The following is a 25,513-nucleotide window of genomic DNA, read 5'->3' as shown; positions in this document are numbered from 1 at the left end:
TAAAACCCCAAGTCATATCATTTACTAAAGTAATCACGAATACATTGTCAGCAAGTAGTAAAAATACAAATTAGGAATACATATCAACATGGGAACAATCAACGATCTATCGGTCTCCACGTCGGTTAACTCTGCCGACAAGCTGCCGCTGTGGAGCGCTGCCAACGGCGTTACCCGTGCTCTTCCAGTTTCCGTGCTGGACGATCGCTACCTCACGAAGGACGAAATTGCGCTTCTTCCGATCAGTCCGAATCCAGAAATCTTCATGGCCGGCGATGGAATCGCCCCAAACACGTTTGTTCCTGGCGTATCGCTGGCTCTCACGTTGAAGAATCTGTACTACTCCGCAGCGAATGTTGAGGTGTTTTTTGACGGAACGTTCCAAGGCCCAGACCAATATTCGCTAATTGGCTATGGCCTATCTTTCAATTCACCGATTCCTGAAGGCACGCAAAAGGTCTATATCAGGGGCGGGGCGGCGAGACTTATCGGTGCACCAAGCGATGGCAGCGTGCAAGACTCGTCGATCGCTTCAGGCTCGTCGTTGGCGCTCCTGATTCAGAACAGAGTAGTCGATTCGATCGCCGCACTTAGACAAGTTCCCGTCAAGGCAACGCGTGTATTCGTCACTGGCTACTACGCGATGGGTGATGGTGGCGGGGGCGGATATCACTACAGCGCGTCAACTTCTTCCAGTTTGGACAATGGTGGATCGATCATTGCGGCGTCCGGTGGGATTGGATGCTGGATTCTCTCCTGCGCTAATGGAGTCTCAATACGACAATTTGGAGCTGTCGGAGATGGAGTAACTGACGACACTCCCGCTATTCAACAGGCGCTCAACGCTGCATACGATGTTTTCGTTCCAGTCGGAACCTATCTCGTTAGTTCTTTGAACGTCCCGGCACATGTCAAATTTCACGGCATGAACCCTATTAATTCTGGGTTCTTCCAAGACTTAACGCACGGTGCCTGGCTGTATTGCGTTGGTCTGGTCAATCCTGCCCTGTCGCTTGGTTCAGCAAGTACAGTCGAGCAGCTATCATTTTTCTATCCGAATCAGGTAACTGACTTGGTCGGAGCGGATATCCCTGTTGCTTATCCGCCCACGCTGAAGCTCACAGAAGGCAGCGCAGATACGATGGTTCGGAATTGCATGTTCATGAACCCGTATATCCTTCTTGATGCCAGCACGCCTACGAGCAGTCATAGCAGTCTGTGGATGAGCGACATTTACGGTTACCCCCTATACCGCGGCATTATTCTCGACAACGGTATTGACGTTGATCGGCTGGACAGGTGCATGTTTTCGCTGAAGTATTACCCGCAGTCGGGGGCGGGTTTGCAAACCTGGGTGAACAATAACGCGTGGGCTTTCTATATCAAGCGCGCTGATACGGGGCGGGCGACGAACTGTTTCGCATACGGGTATTACTACGGCGCCGTGAACGAAGGCACCAACGTTTTTACTTGGTTAAATTGCGCCTTTGACTGCGTTCAATACGATGCGTTTATTGACGGCACAGCATTCGGCATTGCCTACATAGGTTGTGGTTTCGTCGCCCGGACAATCGCCGCACCGACCGTCGCTACCGACGCCATCACAGTCAACGCGCCATCCGTTGATTTCACGGTGCAGGGTTGCCGGTTTTGGGGCGTGAGCGGTCACGCGATACATGTGCTCGCGTGCACATCGGGCACCATAAGCGGCAACACATTCGCCGGCTTTGGCGACCTTGCGACTGCCCCCAATCTTAAAGGCGCGATGTTCCTTGAAGGCGGCAGCAGCAATGATATCGACTTCACGGGAAACATGGTGAATTGCGCTGACAGTCTTTATTCGGTCGGGGTCTATTGCTACCAAAACGCTGGCGGCCTGTTGGCGACAGGCAATACGATCAAGAACGCTGCTACCGCTCCTGCCGTATTCACCTTAGGAAGTAGCAACTTCAACTTCTCGAACAACAATCTCAAGCACAGCGCAGGGGTCAACGACCTCAGCGGCGCAGTGAACAAGATAACCGCGCCTAACCTGGCGATCTAAGTTATATACGCTGCCTCGCTGCGCTTACTATTTTAAGGATATGTATTATGGCTGACTTGATTGACTTCTCGAATATCGGGAAGGACATCGACGTTCGAACGGGCAATGCTGCGTTGCTCTGTCAGCGAGTTTGGGTGAGCCCGGACGCAGTTGCAACCCTTGCCGGTATGAAGAACTTGATCGCCGGAGGTGACATCTCCGGAGCATTGACCATGCTAGACCAGTGTACGACCCGACTTGATGCCTCGGGAGATCCGCAGAGTGCGTCTGTTACGCGCCATTTGGCTCGTGCGATTAGAACGGAACTGCAGGCAGCGAACGCCTTCGCGAAATGAGTTCTGAATTCACGCGACATGTCGGCATCGTGAAATTCTCCGTTTCACTATGGAGACTATGCGCTGGCGCAAGGCTAAATTACTATGATTCGGTCCTTTGCAGCGGGCTACTCTCGCCCTGATGCGCGCCCGCCAACCTGGGGGCTTTTCTTCCAAATAGTTGTCACCAAACCGTAGTCCAAAGGCTTTTGCTTAGGTTGGCAACCATATCATCGCTATATGCGTATGGTCGGTCCTGGACCGCCACAATGCGCCAAAATTTGTCGCCGCTTCGCTGAATTTCGATGTGCACTTTCAAATCCTGCTTGCTCATTTTCCCGTCCGCCTGCCAAATATTCCCATTGTCCACGAACACACCGTCGTCGAAGGTCATGGTATCGACCACGCTCTTTCTAAACGCTCGGACGTAATTTGGCGTAGCCCATCCCGGCGCGACTTCTCGGCCCAGAACTAAAACGGCGTGACCAGAGGCTTCCGTGAACATATAGGCCGTGCTTCCGTTTGACACAGTTTCGACGCTGCTTTTCCACTGACGGGGTACAGTCATCGTAGCTTGAGTAAGCGGGTTAACCCATGTGTAATCCGCCGGGGCGGTCCGGCTTTGGATGATGCGATCCGTGTCTTGGTCTCGACTTTTTAAGGCAACTTGGATGAGAACGAGTGCAAGAAACGCCACCGTGAAGAGAAGCACACGCACGAAACCGGCTTCCCCAGCTTTGACGCGAACGCCGGTATGTTCGTCGTACCCTGTCTGCTTTCCTTGGTTTAGCCGTCTCAATTGGTTACCCATTGTGACAAGACTCGCAATCGGGATTCCGAAAGCAAGTCCCTGCACCCACATGGAAAAATTGCGGCCGAGATAGCTTTGGAACGCCAACTTACGGCCGTCGATGGTTCCGACCCTCGCGCCAAGAAGGGCTTTGCCGGGAGTGTTGCCGAATAGTCGGTAAATGATCGCATCGAGAAGTAAGGCAGCGGGAAGGAAAAGCAGGCCGGCGAGCATTGCCCCGCTTGGGCCATTGACCAAATCGACATAGCCTGGGGAATACCTTGCTAACAATGGCGTCCCTACCAAGACGACAGCGATAGTCTCCCACCAAAGATCAAAGCTACGTGCGAACCAACGCTTCCAACCTCCTGCCATTGGGATAACGGCCGGATGCCGCGGGTCAGCCTGAGTCGGAACTGGTGCTTCGGCATGAAAAGGAGGCACTTCGTTTTCCGTGGATGGTTCAACGGATTCGCGGTTAGTCTCTTCAAGTGACAGGTCATAAACCCGGCGTCGTTCTGGATCGCTCAACACAGCGTACGCATCATTCAGAATGCGCATGATGCGAGTCGCGTCAGGACTGTCATTTTTATCGGGATGATAGCGCTGGCTCAGCGCTTTGTACGCAGCCCGGATCACCTCGGGCGGCGCACCGCGGGCCACCTTCAGGTTGTCGTAGTGTGTGTAGGTCGTGCTCATATCGTCTCCTAGCGGGCGCCTTTAAGATGCCGCGCGGAAACAGCGCGGCGATACCAGACGGTTAACAGGCTAAAGGTCCGCTCCCAACCGTAGTTATCGGCTGGATAGTCCATAACTTTAAGAGCAAGCTCCCAGATCATTGTTTTCACGCTCAAGATGCGTTCTGAAGTGACCAATTACAGCGCCATCGAACCTGATATAACGCAACATCAGTTGCGCGTCGCAGTCATCTAAATTAACCGCGGGCGTGACTCGATCACCACGCAGTGTGCCATCGGTAATTTTCATTGTTTAGAACGTCGCGACCTACGGCTAGTGGGTGGGCAGCGTACCAGCGTGCCGAACCGATCAAACTGGGCTTATGATGAGCTATCTAGTTGGTTGCGTCTTAGAATGAGCGCCGTCGCATTGCCGCTAGTATGTAACGCTCTCGGATCATTGGCGGCGGGTTTCCACTTTTAACTCCGTAACTAAACATGAAAACGCAGCAACCTCCTTCAAAAAAATTATTTGCTGTCGCGGACCGATTTCGCTCGCGTCTGGTGGGCGACCAACGGCTGCAAATTGTAGTGATACCGGCTTCACTTATAATCGTTGTGACAGTATTCTTTATTGATCCGTCGAGAAGCCAAGCAATAGCGGGATGGGTCCAGGCGATAGGTTCGATAGTGGCGATCTTCATTGCGCTTCGCATCGGGCAACAGCAAAGCGACGCTTCGATCGCTAGTGCTCTTAGCGCCCAGCAACATTCAGAACGCACCAGACAGCGCTTTGCGTTGGCGATAGTTCAATCTGCAAACGACTTCGCTGTCGATGTTCGTAAAGCGTTTGATGCGAAGGACATCGGATTTGGTCTCCTATCGGTTTACGATCGGAAAGTAGTGGATAACCTAGTTGCGGCGTTGAACGCGTTGCCGCTGCACGACATCGGATCGCCTGAGGGCGTCTCCTCTGTACTTAGCATGAGACTTCAGTTCGTGCTCCTAGGAAACGCTATTGACGCTTTCATCGCCGGGCCATGGCAGCATCCTGAACTTGGACCGCAGTTGAAGATGCACGAGAAAGACGCAAGCTTCAATAAGAAGATGCTGGCCGAGTGCGTATCGACAGGAAAAGGTGTCCTTCGGAAAAACGTTCTAACACATCTACAAGTAATCGCAAGGGATCACCAAAACGTTCTGCGGGCGATCGCTTGACTACGATACCGTCTCAAATTCTGATATGCGGCATTTGCAGACTTGACGAAGCCGAAAGATCAAATACCAAATGCGTTTAAACAAAAAACAGCTTGAGGCACTGCATACTCTGATACAGAGTCTCGAATTCTCATCTACTCGTCTCTTTGAGGTGCGAGACCCGCATGCTTTTGAAAAACTGCGGGCCGCAATCCTATACGCTGCTCCATGGAAGGACTTTATCGACTATGGCGACCTTTTGCAAATATTTTGGACTACTGCCTTTCAGGAAGCCACTAGCTTCCCTGAGAATTTTGTTGGCTACCTCTCTTGCCTCGACGAAGGCATTACTAGTAACCGATTATTTCAGAATATCCGGGAGGAGTTGGAGGCTATTCCTTCAGTCATCGATGTGTTTGTTCCGCTCAGTGGCTTAATGCGGCTTGAACAAGCGGAAATACCCATTACTGAACATATCACGCTGATAGACGGGTCGTTCAGCGAAGAACTACGCGCCTATGTTGAAAGCGCGAAACCATCTAATGGCCTGCTCAAGACATTGGGCAAGGAAGTTGTATCAAATAGAACAGGCGTGTCGCGGTTTATCAAAGTAAGAGGTAGTGGGTTCGCAAGCGACGACCCAGAAGGTAACGTCATGAGCGACGCCCTGTCAATAATCAAGCAATTCGTCTTCATCGGCCTTGCAACCGGAACGCTTGGTCAAAGGTACAGTCCTAGGCGTTGGGATATGCGAAGCACCGCGGGCCAGTTTCCTAGCTTTGTTGTTGATCAACGCGGCCCCGGGCATAAGGTTCACGGCGTTTCTGTACCGTATGACCTTAATGACTTCCTGCAGCAACTGTACTTTAAGGAGCCTCTCGAAGTTATGGATTCTAAACCCGGGAAAAGCCTTCTAACGGCTAACAAAAGAGCAGCAACTACGGGTGAAGATATCCACCAAGCGGTAAGGCTGAGTTTTTCCACTGCGAGCAAGTTTCTTTCGCTTAAATCCCCCGATTCCATTCCGATACGAGCGGCTATGGAGTGGTACGTCGATTCTTCCGCTACATCGAACGAGAGCATCGCTTTTCTGCAGCGATGCATTGGCTTAGAAGCGTTGCTTGGGGTTGACGGCGGGCGCCGTGATGTCACTGAGCGACTGGCCGATCGATATGCGTATATGCTCGGACGAACTGAGTCTGAGCGAATGAATTTGAGGCAAGCGTTTAAAGGAATGTATAGTCATCGAGGTGACGTGGTGCATGGGCGAGCAAGCAAGCTGATGAAGGCGCATAGGCCCGCTAGCGCGGCAGCGGCGGAGATGCTGTTACGCTGCACTTGGGCCGAAATGCATAACATGTTGCGATCGACGAATTCTGGCACCGCTTAATTCGTCCGCTTCTTCTCGATTTCGTTCAGCGCTTTCACCACCTTTCCCGCCACGTGATCCGCAAAGAGATCCATCGTCTTTGTATCGATCGCTGGAGGAGCATCTTTTTCGTTCCCCGCCCTGAATGTCTCCTCTAACCGCGCCACGACTTCAGCGGTGAGTGAACGCTTGGTCTTCAGCGATGCGCGGTCAAGCCGATCCTTCAGATCAGCGGGAATTCGTAAATTGATTTGGGGGTCGTCTCTAGCCATGGCCTTATATTAATGCAGCACGGTGCTTGCATGCAATAAAGCACGGTGCTATATTGCGCCGTGAGCAGAGCAAACCCCCTTTTTGAGGAGCGACCCATGAAATCCGTTTCCGCCGTGAAAGCCACTGAGCAACCGTCTGCCGAGCCAGTGTTCGAGAACCTAGCCATGCTTAACGAAACGTTCGATCGCTTCAAAGGCGATATCACCCTTCACGGGACGACGTTTCACAATGTCTTGCATGCGCTGGAAGGCATCCAAGCAATCAATCGCGTGATCTTAGCCAATACCGTCTCCAAACAAAGTTTCGAAGATGTTGTCCTTGAACCCATGATCATTGGCGGCTTTCACGCAGCCGTCGTAGCGCTGACGAACTTCTCCATTGGTGCCTTAGATGAAGAGATCGAACGTAACGAAACATGCGGAGCGAAATCGTGAACACAGTAGGCAGCCCCCGAGTATCGGAAGCAGATCTACCGCTCATTGGACGGGACATGAGCGAAATATTATCTGCGGCTCGATCTGCTGGTTATGCTGCGTTCACTCAGCGCGAAACGCTGGACTGCTTTTGGCGCGAGGCCGGGTTCGAATGGCAGGAGAAGGCGATGCCGGCCAGCCTCGGGTTTGTGACCGAAGATGAATTTAACGCTATCTCGGAACAATCGCTCCAAGCGTTCGAGAAAGGCGTTGATGATTACTTGTTCCAGTTGGCGGCTACTCGGCGTGCAAAAGACGATTTTCGCCATATCGCGCAAATCTTCAGGGTGATCGCCGATCTGGCAAGCGATAACACCTCGTTGCGTAATTTGGCGTCGATGGGTAAGGAGTTCGCGCTCAGGAACTCAGGAAATGAGTAAAGCCGGGGTAAGTCAAATTTCCCAGAGCAGTCCGACCGGAAAGGACCAGCGTGTCGTCCCTGATGACCGCGCGCTAAAGTTATACGGTTAGCACTGGCTGCTTTACGTCGATCTGATTCGGCAAAACGAGCTATTCAGCGGCGACTGGACTGCACAATGCTCGCATCATCAGGGAGGACTATATGCAGCGCGCCTCGGATGCGACGAAAGTAGTTTGCGATTTGGAAAGAAACTCAAGTTGCGCGCCGACTAGTAACTGAGCCGGCGATTTGCTTCCACCAACTTAACATTTTGCCGTGGGCATCTAATGCGCTGCGGCCCTTCTAGGAGCCGCTCATGCGTACTGAGCGCTATGAACTGCGGGACCGATCATATGGGATGTGGCACCGCGCACCATCGATTCGCAGATACTTGCCGGCTATCGAAGCGGAGTCTTTGACGATGGTCGATCTCGATTCGGTTGTTTTCACCGAATACGACGATGCGGGGAAGTTACCGTTGGCGCTGATTGAAGTGGCGCGCGACATTGACCAAGAGAAACCATCGGGGGTTATCCTGCGACTTGCTCAGCTCGCAGACATCCCGGCTTATGTCGCGCTCTATACGCATTCAGCTTCCGCGAACCCGACTGGACCAAACTGGCCCGACATTTCGAGTTTTCGTATAAAGAGATTGTGGCCGCGGCCTGAGCCGGGCTGGCGCATCCTTTCGCCAACCGAATGGGCGCATGCTCTTGTAGAAATCCGCGGCTGGCAGTTACGGCGGTTTATGAATACCAAATCTGCAAACGATGAAAGATACTGAATGCACACGACGTTTAATCCGCAAATAGGCAGCTGCTAATTGTTAGGGCGAACGATCTTGTTGATAGACGCCAAGACATCAGTCAGTATTAACTTCGCGAGCTGTTCACTATCGACAGCCGTAAATACTCTTGCATAGTCGGACTTAAAATGTTCCCCAGTTTGTATTCCAGTCAATGTAGAAGTAACGACAAAATCATTTCTTCCAAAATTGCACATAACTTGAATCATGAAGTCTTGTTTTGCATTTTTTGCGAACGCGCGGGCTTGGAAGAACAACTGCATTTGCAAAAACGGTCTTCCGGCCGCAGCGGCAGGTAGAATCGCTGCTAGCTGCCCCAAGTCTTTTTGGACAATATTAGTGCCGTCTTGCAGAGTTGCAATACTGTTGGTAGCTGCCGATGCAAACATTGGAGCAATATGTTCAAGTCGTTGCTCGATACGTCGATAAGCTGGGATCAAAAGATTTTCGCAAACAGCTAGCATTTCGGCGGCAGTTGCAGGCGACTCGGCTTCATTGTTGTCCAAGACAGATTGCCTAAGTAACAGAAGTTGCTTGTCGAAATCTCCCAAATCATCAATTGCTCCGCCATTAATAGCCTTTACAAACAGTTCGCTTGACCGCAGCGTTGCGTCTGCCACTAGATCAATTAACGAGCTAAGCTCGCCGGCATCGGCCTGTACTAGGGAGGAAATATAAGGGTTGCGGTCTTCGATTCTGAGAATCGCAGGCGAATACCCCATCTGCATGAGAGTTATGTTCATGATGATGCGGGCCATTCGTCCATTACCGTCGTCGAATGGGTGAATGGCTACAAATCGGTGATGGAACATCGCCGCGAAAACAACTGGGTGTAACGTTTTTTCGGCCAGCTCTTGCCTATACCAAGCAAGTAGGTCTGCCATCATTAAAGGTGTTTCGGTTGGAGATGCAAACTGCCGAACTATGCCCCCTTCGGTCTGCACATGGTTTGGGTTGGATTTATATTGACCCGCTCTAATAGTCCTTGTGGTTCTTCCGCCTTTATCGTCAACAGTCGATACATCGTGCGTCCCACCGAGCATTAGTTCGTGAAGCCCTCTGATCACATGTTCAGTCAGAGGCTCTTGATTACGCACTAAATCAACCAATGCGGACAATGCGGTGTCATGGCCGGATATGTCAAGATGATCCTTGAATGGTTTTCCCTTTGCCGTTAATCCGTAGCTGATCAACGCCGCCGTTTCGCCGATCGATAAAGAGTTGCCCTCGATCGCATTGGAGTGGTAATTCCAGTCAAGCCGAAACTTTTGCATCAGCTTCTGTTCTTGATCAGCGCTTATGGGCCGTTGAGCATCAATTTCAGCTTTGACAGAATCTAATTTCGTAAGTTTTTCGTTAAGGTTCACAGCTTCCTCGCGTATTTGACTCTGGTCAGTTTTCTGTCACGGCCTATTTAGGGCTAGGTAGTCGGATTATCCCTCGGAATTCAGCGTGGTGGCTTTGAAAGCAGTCCCATTGCCGTGTTGGCATCTATGCTTCGATCCATGACGGTGCTTGCCCAATTGAATTTTGATACTGTTGACCCAAGCATCACTACGATTATTAGTGGCTAGATTAGTAGCTAAAACGCGGAATACCACGAAAAACTAAGCTAAGTCCTTTACCAGTCAACAATCCTGACTTACATCAATACAATATCGTATTGCTCCTGACTCAGATTCGACTCCACCTGCAGCGAAACCGGCTTGCCGATAAAGTCCATCAGCATGGCCAGATGCTGTGACTCTTCCTCCAGAAACAGATCAATGACTTGCTGCGACGCCACCACGCGAAACTCGCGCGGATTGAATTGCCGCGACTCGCGCATGATCTCGCGCAGCACGTCATAACACACCGTTCGCGGCGTCTTGACCTGGCCCTTTCCATCGCAAGTCGGACACGGCTCGCACAACACATGCGCGAGCGACTCGCGCGTGCGCTTTCGCGTCATCTCGACCAAGCCAAGCTGAGAAAATCCATTGACCGTCACACGCGTCCGATCCCGCGACAACGCCTTTTTCAATTCACCGAGAACCTGATCACGATGCTCGACGTTCTCCATATCGATGAAATCGATAATGATGATCCCGCCCAGATTCCTCAGCCGCAATTGCCGGGCAATCGTATGAGCCGCTTCAAGATTGGTTTTGAAGATGGTGTCGTCGAAATTTCGGGCGCCCACATAACCGCCCGTATTCACATCGATAGTCGTCATGGCTTCAGTCTGATCGATCATCAGATAACCGCCGGACTTCAAGTCCACGCGCCGTGACAATGCCCGCTGAATCTCGGCTTCAATGTTATAGAGATCGTAAAGCGGCCGCTCGCCCGCATAGTGATGCACGCGCGAAGCCACAGCCGGCGTGAACTCGGCAGCGAAATCCGCAAGCATTTGATAAGTCTCGCGCGAATCGACTTGAATGCGCGAGGTTTCATCGTTGACGAAATCGCGCAATACACGCTGCGCCAGATTCAGATCCTGATGCAGCAACGAAGTCGGCGCCACGCGCTGAGCCTGCGCGACAATCGTTGCCCAGGTCTTGCGCAGATACGCGACATCGGCGGCGAGTTCTTCGCTCGTTGCATCTTCCGCAATCGTGCGCACTATATAGCCGCCTTTTTCGTCCACCGGCAAAACCGCCGTGAGCCGCGCACGAATGGCCTCGCGCTCGGCTTCGCTCGCGATCTTCTGCGAAATCCCGATATGTGGTTCTTGCGGCAGATAAACCAGCGTGCGTCCCGCGATGCTTACCTGCGTGGAAAGCCGCGCGCCCTTCGTGCCGATAGGATCTTTCACCACCTGGACCATCAGCGCCTGCCCTTCGAATACGATTTTTTCGATAGGAATATGCGGCGCGCTCGAATGCGTTTCGCCGGCAATGCGCGGATGCCAGATATCGGCCACATGCAGGAACGCAGCCCGCTCGAGTCCGATATCGATAAACGCTGACTGCATGCCCGGCAGCACGCGCACGACCTTGCCGAGATACACATTGCCAACACGCCCGCGCGACAGGGTGCGCTCGACGTGAAGCTCTTGCACCGCGCCTTGCTGAACGAGGGCAACGCGGGTTTCCTGCGGTGTGACGTTGATCAGGATTTCTTCGTTCATGGACGGTTTAGAAGTCGACGCGGGCCACGCGCAGGAGTGCGGCTGTTTCGAAAAGAGGCAGGCCCATGATACCCGAATAGGACCCTTCAATCCGTTCGATAAACGCCGCCGCGCGTCCCTGAACGCCATATGCACCGGCCTTTCCGAGGGGTTCGCCGGTGGCGGCGTATCGTTGCAGTGCAGCACGCTCGACGGCCGCAAAACGCACGAGCGAACGCGACAGGACCGGCTCGAGCAATTCGCCTTCTGCGTTGAGCACCGCGAGCGCCGTCAGCACTTCGTGATCGCGTCCGCAGAGACGTTCGAGCATTGCGACGGCATGCCCGGCGTCGTCCGGCTTGCCCATGATGTCGCCATCGAGCGTGACGGTCGTATCGGCGACGAGAATGGGCGAAGGAACATGCTTGCCTTCCAAAAGGCGAGCACGCGCGGCATGTGCCTTGGCCACGCAAACGCGAAGAACATAGGTATCGGCGGCTTCGCCAGGACGCTCGGCTTCCAGTGCTTCGGCGTCTTCATCCGGGCGCGGCAGCAGCAGTTCGTATTTCACGCCGAGTTGCTGCAACAACTCGCGCCGCCGTGGACTTTGCGATGCGAGATAAACAAACGGATACGTGATCGATGGCATTCAGGCAATCCTCGAAGCGCACGCGCCAGCGGCTCAGCGCATCGATGCTTCAATGGGCCAGTTGCCGTTCACGCGCGATGATAGGGGTGATTTTGCGTGATGCTCCACGCGCGATAAAGCTGCTCGGCCAACAGCACGCGGACCATCCCGTGCGGCAGCGTAAGGCTCGACACACGCAGCAAGACTTCAGCACGTGCCTTGACTTGCGGGTCCAGACCGTCCGCGCCGCCGATCACGAAGGCCACGTCCCGGCCATCTTGCTGCCAGTCAGGCAGGGCGCCGGCGAGTTGCATCGTGGTCCAGTCGCGGCCGCGTTCGTCGAGCACGATCAGACGGGCGTTCTTGGGCAACGCCGCCTCGATGCGCACGCGCTCCGCCGCCATTACGCTCTCGGCGTTACGGCCTGACGAGCGCTGTTCTGGCTTGATCTCGCGTAATTCGATACGCAGCTCGGGCGGCATGCGTTTCGCGTATTCGTCGAAGCCGGTGGCGATCCAGTCGGGCATCTTGTGGCCGACTGCGAGGATATGAAGTTTCATGGCAGCGTAGCGCGTACGAACTGCTCGCTCTCAAGCGAGGCGGCGCGTTCGCGGCGATCCAGGCTCAGCGGCGCGTGGTCTTGCGCGCCGGCTTGGCGGCCGGTTCCTCGTCTTCGTCGTCCTCGTCAGCCGTGACACGCGCGCCGCCGAATCCGCCGGAACTTTGCAGTTTCACGCGGACCGGCTTGTCGCCCCAGACTTCTTCGAGGTTGTAGTACTGGCGCAATGCCGGTTGCAGGATATGGACAACGGCGTCGCCGCAATCCACCAGCACCCATTCGCCGATTTCCTCGCCTTCGGTGCTGATGACGTCGCCGCCCAGTTCCTTGACCTTTTCGCGCACGCTGTTCGCAAGCGCCTTGGTCTGACGATTCGACGTCCCGCTCGCCACGATCACGCGGTCGAAAAGGGCGGTCAGGTGAGTAGTGTTGAACACCTTGATGTCCTGCGCCTTGACGTCTTCGAGACCGTCGATGATCGCGCGTTGAAGCTTTTGAATTTCCATATTTTTACCGATGGTACAAGTGGTGTTGAACAATATAGTCCCATACGGCGGACGGTACATGACTGTCGGCTGCGATCTTGCCTGCCGCGTGCGCCTCGAGGCGCTCGCCAAGCTGCTCGCGAATCTCGGTCGCGGACACTTCCAGCGTCAGCGCCGAATCAATCAGCAGATGGCCGTGCGGCGTGGACTGGAGCACTTCTGCCGTGGCGCTGCGAGCCGCAATTTCACGGGCGACGGCGGGCGACACCGTGGAGACATCGAAGCCCGCGCGCGTCTCCACGCACACGTGCGCAAAGTCGAACAGGCGCTTCCAGTCGCGCCAGGAATCCAGATGCACGAGCTGATCAGCTCCGATCAGGAGCGCCAGCGAGGCATCTTCGCCCTCACGTTCGCGCCAGCGCGCCAGCGTTTCCACGGTGTAAGTCGGGCCATCGTGATCGATTTCATCGGTCGCGACGGTCACCTCCATGCCTTCAATACGCAGCGAATCCGCTGCCGCGCGGGTCATCGCGAGCCGGTGATGCGCTGGCGTAACGTCTTTTTTTTGCCACGGCTGGCCAGCGGGCAGCAGGACGAGTTCAGTGAGATCGAGCAGCTCGGCAAAACGCCGCGCGAGCGCCAGGTGAGCGTCGTGGATCGGGTCGAACGTGCCGCCCAGCAAGCCGACACGTCGAGCACAAGGAAGATCGGGTTTCAGTGGACTGTCCTCTTGGGGGACGGAGCACAAAGGTTGTAGCGCGAATTTCTCATATTCCCGTGGCTATTTAAACCCACTCTCGCGCTGTGAGGAAATCCGAATAAAGCCGCGCTTCGGGCGTCCCGGCTTCCGGTGTCCAGTTGTAGCGCCATGTGACAACCGGTGGCATCGACATCAGGATGGATTCCGTACGGCCGCTGCTTTGAAGTCCGAACAACGTGCCGCGGTCAAATACCAGGTTGAATTCGACATAGCGGCCGCGCCGGTAGGTCTGGAATTCCCGCTCTGCTTCGCCATACGGCGTGTCGCGCCGGCGTTCGATGATCGGCAGATACGCGCTCAAAAAACTGTCGCCGACACTGCGCATCATGGCGAAGGCTTCGTCGAAGCCGGGTTCGGCGACATCATCAAAGAAAATCCCGCCTATACCGCGCGCTTCATTGCGATGCTTGAGATAAAAGTACTCATCGCACCATTTCTTGAAACGCGGGTACAGATCTGCGCCGAACGGAGCGAGCGAATCGCGGCACACGCCGTGAAAATGGCGTGCGTCTTCCTCGTAGCCGTAATACGGCGTCAGATCCATTCCGCCGCCGAACCAGAACAACGGCGCTTCGCCGGGTTTCGTCGCGATCAGGAGGCGCACGTTCATATGCACGGTCGGGCAATGCGGATTGCGCGGATGCATGACAAGCGACACACCCATTGCCTCGAAGCCGCGACCGGCCAGTTGCGGGCGCGCCGCACTCGCCGAAGGCGGGAGGGAATCGCCGGCCACGTCTGAAAAACCAATGCCGCCGCGCTCGAAAAACTGGCCGCCTTCGAGAATCCGGGTACTTCCGCCGCCTCGCAGCCGCTCTTGCGGCCCACGCTGCCAGGAATCGATAGCGAATTCGGTGCCATCGAACGCGCCGAGCGTCTCCGCGATCTGCTTTTGCAAACCGGTGAGATAGGTGCGCACAGCGTGTACGTTATGGGTCGAATCGGTCATGGTGCTGCTTTGCTTTCTGGTATGCGGGGCGGGCGGGAAGGCGTTTGCCTGCTCTCGCTTCGTTTGTTCTAAAAACGCACTGCCGGACGCGAAGGTCCGGCAGTGCAGTGCCTGATTGCTGCTGACTGATTTGCGGCCGCCGGCCACGCGAGCCGTTCAGCGATGCGCGATCAGCTTTGTCGATCCGGCGCCTTGCGATTGAGCGCCCGATATCCAATGTCCCGGCGATACTGCATGCCGTCGAACGTGATCTGATTGATCGTATCGTAGACGACGGACTGCGCGCCGCGAACCGAATCCGACAGACCGACCACACACAAGACGCGTCCGCCCGACGTGGTGAGCTTGCCGTTTTCCAGCGTGGTTCCCGCATGGAAAGTCACGGCTTCCGGCGTTTCCGCCGGGATGCCGCTGATCCGGTCGCCCTTGCGCGGCGTGTCCGGATAATTATGAGCCGCGAGCACCACGCCCAGAGCCGTGCGCCGGTCCCATTCAATTTCGGCCGTCGCCAGCGTCCCGGCGATCGCCAGTTCAACGACCTTCGAGAAATCGCCCTTCAGGCGCGCCATGATCGGCTGCGTTTCCGGGTCTCCCATGCGGCAATTGAATTCGAGCGTTTTCGGGTTGCCGTGCGCGTCGATCATCAGACCGGCGTAAAGAAAACCGGTGTAGCGGATGCCTTCCTGCTCCATGCCGCGCACGGTCGGCAGGATGATTTCGCGCATCACGCGTGCGTGCAACTGCGGCGTGACAATGGGCGCAGGCGAATACGCGCCCATGCCGCCGGTGTTGGGACCCTTGTCGCCGTCCAGCAGGCGCTTGTGGTCCTGGCTCGACGCCAGCGCCAGCACATGCTTTCCATCCACCATGACGATAAAGCTCGCTTCTTCGCCATCCAGGAATTCTTCGATCACCACGCGCGCGCCGGCGTCGCCCAGCTTGTTGTCGGCGAGCATGGAATCGACCGCCGCATGCGCCTCTTCCAGTGTTGTAGCCACGACCACGCCTTTGCCCGCGGCCAGCCCATCGGCCTTGATCACGATTGGCGCGCCTTTGGTATCGAGATACGCGTGCGCGGCGGCGATGTCCGTGAACGTTTCGTATTCGGCTGTGGGAATGGCATGGCGTTTCATGAACGCCTTGGCGAAATCCTTCGAGCTTTCCAGTTGCGCCGCTTCTCTGGTCGGGCCGAAAATCTTCAGGCCCCGTGAGCGGAACAAGTTCACGATACCCGCGGCCAATGGGCCTTCAGGGCCGACCACGGTCAGCGCGATCTGTTCTTTTTCAGCGAAATCGGCGAGCGCGGCGGGATCGGTAATATCGACATTCAGCAGACGTTCGTCCTGAGCCGTACCGCCGTTGCCCGGCGCGACATAAACCATCTGCACGCGCGGCGACTGTGCGAGCTTCCACGCGAGCGCATGTTCGCGACCGCCCGAACCGACGACGAGTAACTTCATTTAAACCTCGAAGACCTTAAGAAATTCGTGGCGGCTGGCGAAACGAAGCGGTTGCGTTTCTTCTGAACCGTTTCGCCGCGCCTCCGCGGTTTTGCTTTGCTGCGTTTCGAATGATTGCCACTGGCCACCGGGCAATTGAGAAGCGGAAAGCGCTCGCGCCGGTTGTGGCTGCGTCACACGACTTCCTGCTGTCAAAACGCCGCTAGCGGCTTTTTTGTGCACATTCGAACTCACTGCTGAACGCGCATGCACCAATCGGGCCAGAAGTGCATGCGGCGCTTGGCCTTCGGGTACTGTGATTTCCCGTGCGGGAAATCAAGCGCCTCACCAGCTCGCCATCATTCTTCGTCGATTGTTGCGTTCGTATAGACTTCCTGCACGTCGTCCAGATTTTCCAGCGCGTCGAGCAATTTCTGCATTTTCGCAGCGTCTTCGCCGGTGAACTCGACTTCGGTCTGCGGTTTCATGATGACTTCGGCAACCTCGGCCTTGAATCCAGCTGCTTCCAGCGCATCTTTCACTTTCTGAAAGTCATTGGCCGGACACACTACTTCAATACTGCCGTCCTCGTTTGTCACCACGTCGTCCGCGCCCGCTTCGAGCGCCGCTTCCATCAGCTTGTCTTCTGACGTGCCGGGGGCAAACAGGAACTGGCCGACATGGTCGAACATGAACGCAACCGACCCGTCCGTGCCCATGTTGCCGCCGAACTTCGAAAACGCGTGGCGCACTTCCGCGACCGTCCGGGTCCGGTTATCCGTCATGGTGTCCACGATGATCGCCGCGCCGCCAATGCCGTAGCCTTCGTAGCGGATTTCTTCATAGGTCGCGCCGTCAACACCGCCTACGCCGCGCTGGATCGCGCGGTTGATGTTGTCCTTGGGCATGTTGGCGTCGTAGGCCTTTTCGACGGCAAGCCGCAGACGCGGATTGGTGTCGATTTCTCCGCCGCCCATGCGCGCCGCGACCTGAATTTCCTTGATAAGACGCGTCCAGACCTTGCCACGCTTGGCGTCGGTCGCTGCTTTCTTATGCTTGATGTTGGCCCATTTTGAATGACCCGCCATACCTTTCTCCATCGCGCGCGAGTTTTTCCCGCGCGCCTGTGTGTCAATGTCGTCGCCTTGTACAGCTATCCCGCGCAGCGTTTTGCGCCGGGCGGCAACCTGTTCGGTTGTCTGTGCAGCAGGCTCGCCGGTGCCGAAGATTGTGCGGTCGCGAGAGTACATTTCGCCCGAATTTCGTCGCAAACCGCGCCCTGGCTGGTCGAGCCGTAACGTTTCAGCAACGAGGATTGCGTTGAATCCGTACCTTTCGGCCTTGCACCGTGCATTTGGCGGACCCGAATTTTATCATGGCGCGCTGGGCCAACAGGCTTTGGCCCTACATTGGTCACGCGCAAACTCGCGGACCTGTCTTCCTGTTCGTCAGTTCTTAGTGCCGAACAGCCGGTCGCCGGCGTCGCCCAGACCCGGGACGATGTACGCGTGTTCGTTCAGATGAGAGTCGAGCGAGGCCACGTAAAGCTTTACGTCGGGGTGGGCGTCGGAGAAGACTTTCACGCCTTCGGGAGCCGCGACCAGCGCCACGAAGATGATGTTTTCTCCCAGCACTTTGCGCCGCTTCATGACGTCGACCGCGTGCACTGCGGAATAGCCGGTTGCGAGCATGGGGTCGCACAGGATGAACACGCGCTCCTCCAGGTCGGGCGGCAGGCGCACGAGATACTCGACCGGCCGGTGATCTTCCGCCCGATACACGCCGATGTGCCCGACGCGGGCCGACGGAATCAGGTCGAGCAAGCCATCCGACATGCCGATGCCCGCGCGCAGCACAGGCACGATAGCGAGCTTTTTACCCGCGATAACCGGCGAGTCGATGCTGACCAGCGGCGTCTCGACCCGCTTTGTGGTGAGCGGCAGGTTGCGGGTAATTTCATACCCCATCAGCAAAGTGATTTCGCGCAGCAGTTCGCGGAACGTGCGCGTGGACGTGTCCTTGTCCCGCATATGCGTCAGCTTGTGCTGGATCAGCGGGTGATTGAGGATGAAAAGATTCGGAAAGCGGCTGTCCTGGTTCATGGCGTTTCGCGCGGTTGCCGCGGCATTAAATGTGGATTCGGGTGGTGCATGTGTTGCAAATTGTTCGATGCAGGAGCCGCATTGGATCAGCTTGTCCGAACGCACATTCGGGTTCCCGAGTGCGCGAGCGGGGTGGTTATCGAGTGCCGAGCTTAGGCAGTGCCGCCAGTTTACCCAAATTAGACGTGCTAAAACCGGAGATTGCGGACGATAGGCCATCCGGTCTATTGCGCGGCCGACGCCCAATCCCTCATTCTTCTAGAATTGCATCACGCGATCCAATGCGCCGGATGGCGAGCCGGATTGCAAGCCAGGAATCGGCCCGGTACTGATTATCCGGCTTGAGCGGATGCGGACCTGTTGAAGCGGGCAACTACAAAGGGGCAGCGATGGACATGGGAATTAAGGGGCGCACAGCGCTCGTGTGCGCGGCAAGCAAAGGTTTGGGGCGCGGTTGTGCCGAAGCGCTTGCCGCCGAGGGGGTCAATCTGGTGATCGTGGCGCGCACGGCCGGACCACTGGAAGAGACGGCCGAACACATCCGGACGAGCTATGGCGTGAACGTGACGCCGGTGGCTTGCGACATCACGTCTGCCGAGGGGCACGCTGCGGCGCTCGCTGCCTGTCCGGCACCCGACATTCTCGTGAATAACGCGGGCGGGCCGCCGCCGGGCGATTTCAGGCAGTTTTCCCGGGACGACTGGATCAAGGCGCTCGACTCGAACATGCTGACGCCGATCGAGCTGATCAAGCAGACGCTCGACGGCATGATCGAACGCGGTTTCGGTCGGATCGTGAACATCACGAGTTCGTCGGTGAAGGCGCCTATCGATGTGCTCGGTTTGTCGAACGGAGCGCGCTCGGGGCTGACGGGGTTTATCGCGGGACTGTCGCGAAAGGTTGCGGCAACCGGCGTGACGATCAACAACCTGCTGCCAGGCTCCTTCGACACTGACCGGCTCATCACCACGTTCGCCGCGGACGCCAAGGCAAACAACATTACCGTGGAAGAAGCGAAGAAACGCCGGATGGCCAAGTTGCCTGCCGGCCGCTTCGGCTCGCCGGAAGAGTTTGGCCGGGCGTGCGCATACTTGTGCAGCGTTCACGCGGGCTACATTACCGGGCAGAACCTGCTGATCGACGGCGGCGCATATCCGGGCACGTATTGATAACGGAGAGACTTTCGATGAACCCACGCGTCGCGTTGATCGCGCACGACATGAAGAAGGACGACATCGTGGCGCTCGCCGGCGAGTTTGCCGACACGCTTGCGCAGTGCCGGCTGCTCGCAACCGGCACGACCGGCGCGCGTATCGCGGCAGCCCATGGGCTCGAGGTGGAGCGCAAGCTTTCAGGGCCGTTCGGCGGCGACTTGCAGATTGGCGCAGAGTTGGCGGAGGGCCGGGTAGACGTAGTGATCTTCCTGCGCGACCCGATGACGCCACAGCCGCACGAGCCCGACATCAATGCTCTGGTGCGCGCCTGCGACGTCCACAACGTCGCGTGCGCCACAAATCTTTCGACAGCCCGCATGATCCTCGACGACCTGAAGCTCCGGCTAGGTCGGGCCGCGTAGGCCAGGCTCAGCGGGACTTGCTGTTCATTGGACGCGTAAGCGTCCGAAACATGGAGACAATGGTGACAAAAGCAATTCGATTCGAAAAAACGGGCGGTCCTGAAGTATTGAAATGGGTCGATGTGGAAGTGGGCGCGCCGGGTAAGGGCGAAATTCGCGTGAAGCATCATGCGGTGGGCCTGAACTATATCGATGTGTATTTTCGTACCGGCCTTTATCCCATGCCGCTGCCGGGTGGGATTGGAATGGAAGCGGCGGGCGATGTCACCGCGGTCGGCGAGGGCGTGACCAACTTCAAGGTGGGCGACAGGGTGGCCTATGCCTCGCGGCCACCGGGCGCCTATGCCGAAGAGCGGGTCATGTCGACGCAATATGTGGTGAGCCTGCCCGATACCATCGGCTACGAGGACGCCGCTTCCGTGATGCTGCAAGGTCTGACCGCGCAATATTTGCTGCGCAGGACATATCGTGTGAAAGCGGGCGACACCGTGCTGATTCACGCAGCGGCCGGCGGGGTGGGCATGCTGGCCTGCCAGTGGGCAAAAGCGCTTGGCGCAACGGTGATAGGTACGGTTGGATCGGACGAGAAGGCGGCGCTCGCGAAGGCGCATGGTTGCGATCATCCGATCGTCTACACCCGCGAGGACTTCACGAAGCGCGTGCGCGAAATCACGAATGGCGCGGGTGTTCCCGTGGTCTACGATTCGATCGGCAAGGACACGTACACGGCCTCGCTTGACTGCCTCGCGCCTCTCGGCATGTTCGTGAGTTTCGGCAACACGTCGGGTCCATTGCCGCCAATTGATTCATCGGAGTTCGCGGGGCGCGGCTCGCTTTATTTCACCCGCCCGACGTTGTTCAGCTATATAGCCAAGCGCAGCGATCTCGAGGAAATGGCAAGTGAACTCTTTGATGTACTGACGAAGGGCCAGGTCAAAACGAGCGTGCGGCAGCGTTATCCGTTAGCCGATGCCGCAAAAGCTCATGAGGACCTGGAGGCACGGCGGACAACCGGGTCCACAATCTTATTGCCTTGAACGAATGAACGGGGCGGACTGACGCGTGCCGCCCGTTGCGTTTACGCGTTTTTTATACGTGCGGATGGACATTTGATCCGGTCTTTATGCCAATACGCTTAATGTTCGGGCCATCGCGCATTACCCGGCATAACGGATAACCCGGCACACCTCATGGCCGAATGGCGGAGCATACAAGTCACGCCCAGGTAAGCATACTGGGACATGCCGTATATCGACGCTTTTTGAATTCAACGTCGAAGACACTCATGCTTGCCATCAAAGCGAGCGCGCCTGAACGCCAGAACATGAACCGCCCGAACCCAGACGAACTGCTCGACAAGCTGCAAAGAGAGGAAGAAAAGCGTCATCGCGGGCGGCTGAAGATATTTTTTGGCGCATCGGCGGGCGTGGGGAAAACCTACGCCATGCTGCTCGCCGCGCGGCGGCGAAAAGAGCAGGGCGAAGACGTGGTGATCGGCATCGTGGAAACGCATGGCCGGACAGACACGGCGGCGCTGACCGAGGATTTGGAGCAACTGCCGCTGGCGCAGATCATGTACCGCGGCCACGCACTGCAGGACTTCGATCTCGACGGTGCGTTGCTGCGCCATCCGCAACTGATTCTGGTCGATGAGCTCGCGCATTCGAACGTCCCCGGCGCGCGTCACCTGAAGCGCTGGCAGGACGTGCATGAGTTGCTGGACGCGGGTATTGACGTCTACACCACGGTCAACGTGCAGCATCTGGAAAGCCTGAATGACATCGTGGGCCAGATCACGCAGATCCGGGTATTCGAGACGGTTCCCGACCGCGTGCTGGATCAAGCCGATGAAGTAACGCTAGTCGACCTCCCGCCTGAAGAACTGCTTGAACGGCTGCGCGACGGCAAGGTTTACATGCCGCAGCAGGCGGAACACGCTGTTCGCAACTTCTTTCGCAAGGGCAATCTGATTGCGCTGCGGGAACTCGCGTTGCGCCGTACGGCGGATCGCGTCGATGCCCAGATGCGCGAGTATCGGGCTGATCGATCCATCGAACGCATCTGGCAGGCGCGCGATCGGCTGGTGGTCTGCATAGGCCCGGGACCAGAAGCGCCTACGCTCGTGCGTGCTGCGGCGCGGCTCGCGGCAAGCCTGCGTTCCGACTGGATCGCGGTGTACGTTGAAACGCCACGCCTGCAAAAGCTTTCCGATGCCCTCCGCGAACGCACGCTTGCAGCGCTCAAGCTGGCGGCTGAGCTTGGCGCGGAGACAGTCACGCTGGCCGGCGCGGATGCCGTTGCCACATTGATTGGTTATGCCCAGGCGCGCAATGCATCGAAGCTCGTGGCGGGAGCGTCGGCGCGGCGCGGGTTCGGGCGTTGGCTAAAACGCCCGTTCGGCGAGCGGCTGGCGGAACTGGCTGGTGACCTGGACCTCACGCTGATTCGCGCGCGCGAAGACGGAAAAGGCGCAACCCGCCCGCCAAGGGAGGAAGGCAGCGGGACGCACTGGCGCGACGCATTGAGCATGGCGCGTGAGCAACGCACCGCGCCACGCGGCTATCTGTATGCCGTTGCTATTTGCGCGGTCATCACGGCGCTCGCCAGCCAGATTCGTGATCGCTTCGATCTGGCCAATCTTGTCATGTTGTATCTGGTCGGCGTGATCTACACGGCGGCGCGAATCGGGCGCGGTCCGGGCGTGCTCCTGTCCTTCCTGAGCGTGGCGGCGTTCGACTTTTTTTTCGTGCCGCCGCGCATGTCGTTGTCGGTCACGGACACGCAATATCTGCTGACTTTTACCGGCATGCTGCTGACCTCGCTGGTGATCAGCCACCTCACGTCGAGCCTGCGGCGCGAGGCGCGCGTCGCATCGAAGCGCGAGCGCCGTACAGGCGCCATGTACGCCATGGCCCGGGAACTCGGCGCGGCGCTCGCGACCGAGCAGATCGTGGGTATCGGCATGCGGCACGTGAGCGAAGTGTTTCGCGCGAAGGTTGCCATCCTGCTGCCCGATTCCGCCGATAAAATCCGTCAGAAGCTCGATCCCACGGAGCCGGTGGCCGCGGCGTGGCTGCTTGCGCAAAGCGCGCTTGACCTGGACGTCGGTCAATGGGTCTACGACCAGCAAAAGCCGGCTGGGCGCGGGACTGACACGCTGCCCGCAGCGGCAGCGCTTTATCTCCCGCTGAAAGCGCCGATGCGCACGCGTGGCGTGCTGGCAGTAGCGACCCACAACGTCAATGAACTCGATGTCCCCGAGCAAAAACGCATGCTCGACGCGTTCGCCGCGCAGATCGCGCTTGCGCTCGAACGCGTGCATTACGTGGACATTGCGCGCGATGCGCTTGTGAGCATGGAGTCCGAGCGGCTGCGCAATTCGCTGCTGTCCGCCATCTCGCACGACCTGCGCACGCCGCTCACGACCATCGTCGGCTTTGCGTCCATGCTGGCCGAGGCGCATGGCGACGCCCGTTCGCCGGCAAATGCCGAGTTGATTTCCGCCATCCACGACGAATCGCTGCGCATGACGAGTATCGTCACGAACCTGCTCGACATGGCGAGGTTGCAGGCAGGCGGTCTGCGCTTGAACCTGCAATGGTCGCTGCTCGAAGAAACGGTAGGGGCGGCGTTACGCGCGTGCAGGCGTGTGCTGGATGGCCGTCCGGTCGAGGTTCTGTTGCCGCCGGACCTGCCTTTCCTGCAACTCGACGCCGTGCTAATGGAGCGGCTCTTCTCCAATCTGCTTGAAAACGCCGCGAAATACACGCCGCCGCGCTCGAAACTGGTGATCGGCGCCGAAAGCATCGATGTGGGCGGCAAGCCTTTCGTGCGCGTTTATATCGACGATAACGGTCCGGGTCTTCCGGCAAACATGGAGGACCGCGTCTTCGAGAAATTCACGCGTGGAGAAAAGGAGTCGGCGAAACCGGGTATCGGCCTTGGGCTTTCGATTTGCCGTGCGATCGTGGAGGCGCACGGTGGTACGATCGGCGCGAATAACCGCCTCGGTAACGGTACAAACGGGAGTGGCCCGAACGCACACATAGAAGGCGCGCGCTTCTGGTTCACGTTGCCGGTTGCTCCGCCGCCACCGGTCCCGGCTTTCTCCGATGAAACCGAACAAGACTTCATCGATTCCGCTTCGTCCCGCCCGAAAAGTTCATGAGCGAACCCACCCTTACTGTCGTGCTGATCGAGGACGAAAAGCAGATTCGCCGCTTCGTGCGGGCATCGCTGGAAGCTGAAGGCATCACCGTGCATGAAGCTGAAACTGGCAAGCAAGGTCTGGTGGAAGCGGCCACGCGCAAGCCGGATCTGCTGATCGTGGATCTCGGTTTGCCCGACACCGACGGGCTTGATGTGATCCGCGAACTGCGAAGCTGGACGGAACTGCCGGTGATCGTGCTATCGGCGCGCACGCAAGAAGAAGAGAAGGTTGCTGCACTCGATGCCGGCGCCGATGACTACCTGACCAAGCCCTTCGGTGTGTCGGAATTGATGGCACGGATTCGTGCGCATTTGCGGCGGCGTAATCAGGCTGCGTCGAACGAGTCGCCGCTGGTGAAATTCGGCGAGGTTTCCATCGACCTTGGTCTGCGTCAGGTCACGCGAGCGGGCGCGCCCGTGCATTTGACGCCCATCGAATACCGGCTGCTTTCCACGCTTGTCCGGCATGCTGGCCGGGTATTGACGCATCGCCAGTTGCTGCGCGAAGTGTGGGGGCCCTCGCACGTGGAAAGCCACCACTACCTGCGCATCTACATGGCGCATCTGCGGCAGAAACTCGAGCGCGACGCCGCGCAGCCGGAGCACATTGTGACGGAAACGGGCGTGGGTTATCGGCTGGTCGGGGCGGTTTGAACGGTATTGAGCGCCGCGTCTATGGGCGTGTTGCCGCCCACGAACCCGATCACCTCATCGCGCACGCCTCGTGTAATGCACGCCACCGTGACGCGCGCCACGTCCTCGCGTGAAACCGGCAAAGTGCTGGGGTTGCGAGTGGTTGCAAGGGCGATCGTTCCCCGCCCAACTTCGTCGGATAGCGCGCCCGGCCGCAAGATGACGTAGGGAACGCCGCTTGCCTGCACGTAATCATCGGCTTCGCGTTTCATCTTCGAATAGTGCTTGAGCTGAAGCGTGCTTGATTCCGGCCAGTAAGCCGAGATCGCGCTGATCACCACGAGTTGCTGCGCGCGGCGGCGCTTGGCGTAATCGGCCGTGTGCTGGACGGCGTCGCGGTCGATGGCGCGCTCTTCGTTCACACCTTCGCTCTCCGCCGACCCCGCCGCGTAGATGACGTGCGTGACGTCGTCGAAGGCGTGGGAGAAATCGTGCGTCAGATCGCCCAGCACGATCTGCGCGCCCAGCGCCGCGAACTCGCCGCGCTGGGCCGACTTGCGCAGCAAGACCTTGAAGGGAAGAGATGCGGCGCGCAGTTGCCGGGCAACGTGGCGGCCGGTGCGGCCATGTGCGCCGATGAGCAGGACTTTCATCGCTGAAATGCTCCTTGTGGTTGTGGGCCTGAAGGAGACGTTAAGCCATTTTCGCGAATCCTGCATTGCGCACGCGCTCTGCATGCA

The 25,513-nt window shown here is 57.4% G+C and carries 25 protein-coding genes; 12 read left to right on the top strand and 13 right to left on the bottom strand.

The window, feature by feature from the left end; all coding sequences use genetic code 11:
* The first annotated feature begins 88 nt into the window (after positions 1–88).
* Both AWB64_RS02245 and AWB64_RS02240 read left to right on the top strand, forming a co-directional pair.
* Positions 89–2,044, top strand: coding sequence for a putative phage tail protein (locus tag AWB64_RS02245; protein ID WP_060816976.1), 1,956 nt, complete (start codon positions 89–91; stop codon positions 2,042–2,044).
* A gap of 47 nt (positions 2,045–2,091) precedes the next feature.
* On the top strand, positions 2,092–2,379 hold the full coding sequence (locus tag AWB64_RS02240; protein ID WP_060816975.1) for a hypothetical protein: 288 nt from the start codon (positions 2,092–2,094) through the stop codon (positions 2,377–2,379).
* Positions 2,380–2,542: 163 nt separating this feature from the next.
* On the opposite strand, the gene AWB64_RS31260 is transcribed toward AWB64_RS02240, so the two are convergent.
* Entirely contained in the window at positions 2,543–3,847 is a 1,305-nt protein-coding gene (locus AWB64_RS31260) for a DnaJ domain-containing protein (protein WP_060816974.1), read from the bottom strand.
* A 476-nt stretch (positions 3,848–4,323) separates the two neighbouring features.
* On the opposite strand from AWB64_RS31260, the gene AWB64_RS02230 reads away from it, so the two are divergent.
* The gene (locus AWB64_RS02230) at positions 4,324–5,043 is read left to right on the top strand and encodes a hypothetical protein (RefSeq protein WP_060816973.1); all 720 of its coding nucleotides are present in this window, start codon (positions 4,324–4,326) and stop codon (positions 5,041–5,043) included.
* 70 nt (positions 5,044–5,113) lie between these two features.
* A complete protein-coding gene (locus AWB64_RS02225) occupies positions 5,114–6,412 on the top strand; it encodes a HEPN domain-containing protein (RefSeq protein ID WP_060816972.1) in 1,299 nt (432 codons plus the stop codon).
* Here AWB64_RS02225 and AWB64_RS02220 read toward each other — a convergent pair.
* Positions 6,409–6,663: an Arc family DNA-binding protein gene (locus AWB64_RS02220; protein ID WP_060816971.1), complete on the bottom strand. Its 255-nt coding sequence runs from the start codon at positions 6,661–6,663 to the stop codon at positions 6,409–6,411. The two genes, AWB64_RS02225 and AWB64_RS02220, sit on opposite strands and share 4 nt — an antisense overlap.
* A gap of 96 nt (positions 6,664–6,759) precedes the next feature.
* On the opposite strand from AWB64_RS02220, the gene AWB64_RS02215 reads away from it, so the two are divergent.
* The 3 genes from AWB64_RS02215 to AWB64_RS02205 all read left to right on the top strand — a co-directional run bounded on the left by AWB64_RS02215 (position 6,760) and on the right by AWB64_RS02205 (position 8,321).
* Positions 6,760–7,098 (top strand): hypothetical protein, encoded by a 339-nt coding sequence (locus AWB64_RS02215; RefSeq protein ID WP_060816970.1) that lies wholly within the window; start codon positions 6,760–6,762, stop codon positions 7,096–7,098.
* A 56-nt stretch (positions 7,099–7,154) separates the two neighbouring features.
* Entirely contained in the window at positions 7,155–7,517 is a 363-nt protein-coding gene (locus AWB64_RS02210; RefSeq protein ID WP_157766564.1) for a hypothetical protein, read from the top strand.
* Between the two features lie 441 nt (positions 7,518–7,958).
* Positions 7,959–8,321 (top strand): hypothetical protein, encoded by a 363-nt coding sequence (locus AWB64_RS02205; RefSeq protein WP_244163905.1) that lies wholly within the window; start codon positions 7,959–7,961, stop codon positions 8,319–8,321.
* Positions 8,322–8,356: 35 nt separating this feature from the next.
* On the opposite strand, the gene AWB64_RS02200 is transcribed toward AWB64_RS02205, so the two are convergent.
* The 10 genes from AWB64_RS02200 to upp form a co-directional block, all read right to left on the bottom strand.
* Complete coding sequence (locus tag AWB64_RS02200) at positions 8,357–9,709, bottom strand: Fic family protein (protein WP_060816967.1); 1,353 nt, start codon at positions 9,707–9,709, stop codon at positions 8,357–8,359.
* Between the two features lie 275 nt (positions 9,710–9,984).
* A complete protein-coding gene (gene rng / locus AWB64_RS02195) occupies positions 9,985–11,454 on the bottom strand; it encodes a ribonuclease G (protein ID WP_060816966.1) in 1,470 nt (489 codons plus the stop codon).
* 7 nt (positions 11,455–11,461) lie between these two features.
* Entirely contained in the window at positions 11,462–12,082 is a 621-nt protein-coding gene (locus AWB64_RS02190; RefSeq protein ID WP_060816965.1) for a Maf family protein, read from the bottom strand.
* A gap of 68 nt (positions 12,083–12,150) precedes the next feature.
* Positions 12,151–12,621, bottom strand: a complete 471-nt coding sequence (gene rlmH, locus AWB64_RS02185; protein WP_060816964.1) for a 23S rRNA (pseudouridine(1915)-N(3))-methyltransferase RlmH — start codon at positions 12,619–12,621, stop codon at positions 12,151–12,153.
* A 64-nt stretch (positions 12,622–12,685) separates the two neighbouring features.
* The gene (gene rsfS, locus AWB64_RS02180) at positions 12,686–13,126 is read right to left on the bottom strand and encodes a ribosome silencing factor (protein WP_060816963.1); all 441 of its coding nucleotides are present in this window, start codon (positions 13,124–13,126) and stop codon (positions 12,686–12,688) included.
* A gap of 4 nt (positions 13,127–13,130) precedes the next feature.
* On the bottom strand, positions 13,131–13,787 hold the full coding sequence (locus AWB64_RS02175; protein WP_060816962.1) for a nicotinate-nucleotide adenylyltransferase: 657 nt from the start codon (positions 13,785–13,787) through the stop codon (positions 13,131–13,133).
* 103 nt (positions 13,788–13,890) lie between these two features.
* Positions 13,891–14,814, bottom strand: a complete 924-nt coding sequence (gene hemF / locus AWB64_RS02170) for an oxygen-dependent coproporphyrinogen oxidase (protein WP_060816961.1) — start codon at positions 14,812–14,814, stop codon at positions 13,891–13,893.
* Between the two features lie 170 nt (positions 14,815–14,984).
* Complete coding sequence (purD, locus tag AWB64_RS02165) at positions 14,985–16,274, bottom strand: phosphoribosylamine--glycine ligase (protein ID WP_060816960.1); 1,290 nt, start codon at positions 16,272–16,274, stop codon at positions 14,985–14,987.
* A 338-nt stretch (positions 16,275–16,612) separates the two neighbouring features.
* Positions 16,613–17,341 carry a YebC/PmpR family DNA-binding transcriptional regulator gene (locus AWB64_RS02160; RefSeq protein ID WP_060817180.1) on the bottom strand — a complete coding sequence of 243 codons (729 nt, stop codon included), beginning with the start codon at positions 17,339–17,341 and terminating at the stop codon, positions 16,613–16,615.
* A gap of 360 nt (positions 17,342–17,701) precedes the next feature.
* Positions 17,702–18,355: a uracil phosphoribosyltransferase gene (gene upp, locus AWB64_RS02155; RefSeq protein ID WP_060817179.1), complete on the bottom strand. Its 654-nt coding sequence runs from the start codon at positions 18,353–18,355 to the stop codon at positions 17,702–17,704.
* A gap of 389 nt (positions 18,356–18,744) precedes the next feature.
* On the opposite strand from upp, the gene AWB64_RS02150 reads away from it, so the two are divergent.
* The 5 genes from AWB64_RS02150 (at position 18,745) to kdpE (ending at position 24,794) form a co-directional block, all read left to right on the top strand.
* Positions 18,745–19,524, top strand: a complete 780-nt coding sequence (locus tag AWB64_RS02150; protein WP_060816959.1) for an SDR family oxidoreductase — start codon at positions 18,745–18,747, stop codon at positions 19,522–19,524.
* Between the two features lie 17 nt (positions 19,525–19,541).
* Positions 19,542–19,931 (top strand): methylglyoxal synthase, encoded by a 390-nt coding sequence (locus tag AWB64_RS02145; protein WP_060816958.1) that lies wholly within the window; start codon positions 19,542–19,544, stop codon positions 19,929–19,931.
* Positions 19,932–19,993: 62 nt separating this feature from the next.
* Positions 19,994–20,968, top strand: coding sequence for a quinone oxidoreductase family protein (locus AWB64_RS02140; RefSeq protein WP_060817178.1), 975 nt, complete (start codon positions 19,994–19,996; stop codon positions 20,966–20,968).
* A 287-nt stretch (positions 20,969–21,255) separates the two neighbouring features.
* The gene (locus tag AWB64_RS02135) at positions 21,256–24,099 is read left to right on the top strand and encodes a DUF4118 domain-containing protein (RefSeq protein ID WP_060817177.1); all 2,844 of its coding nucleotides are present in this window, start codon (positions 21,256–21,258) and stop codon (positions 24,097–24,099) included.
* Positions 24,096–24,794, top strand: coding sequence for a two-component system response regulator KdpE (gene kdpE, locus AWB64_RS02130; RefSeq protein WP_060816957.1), 699 nt, complete (start codon positions 24,096–24,098; stop codon positions 24,792–24,794). The genes AWB64_RS02135 and kdpE overlap by 4 nt, the downstream gene beginning before the upstream one ends.
* Here the strand turns inward: kdpE and AWB64_RS02125 are convergent.
* Complete coding sequence (locus AWB64_RS02125) at positions 24,770–25,426, bottom strand: SDR family oxidoreductase (protein WP_060816956.1); 657 nt, start codon at positions 25,424–25,426, stop codon at positions 24,770–24,772. The genes kdpE and AWB64_RS02125 overlap by 25 nt on opposite strands.
* Between the last annotated feature and the right edge of the window lie 87 nt (positions 25,427–25,513).

This window comes from Caballeronia sordidicola (assembly GCF_001544455.2).
GTDB lineage: Bacteria > Pseudomonadota > Gammaproteobacteria > Burkholderiales > Burkholderiaceae > Caballeronia > Caballeronia sordidicola.
This window is presented reverse-complemented; position numbering and strand designations above follow the sequence as displayed.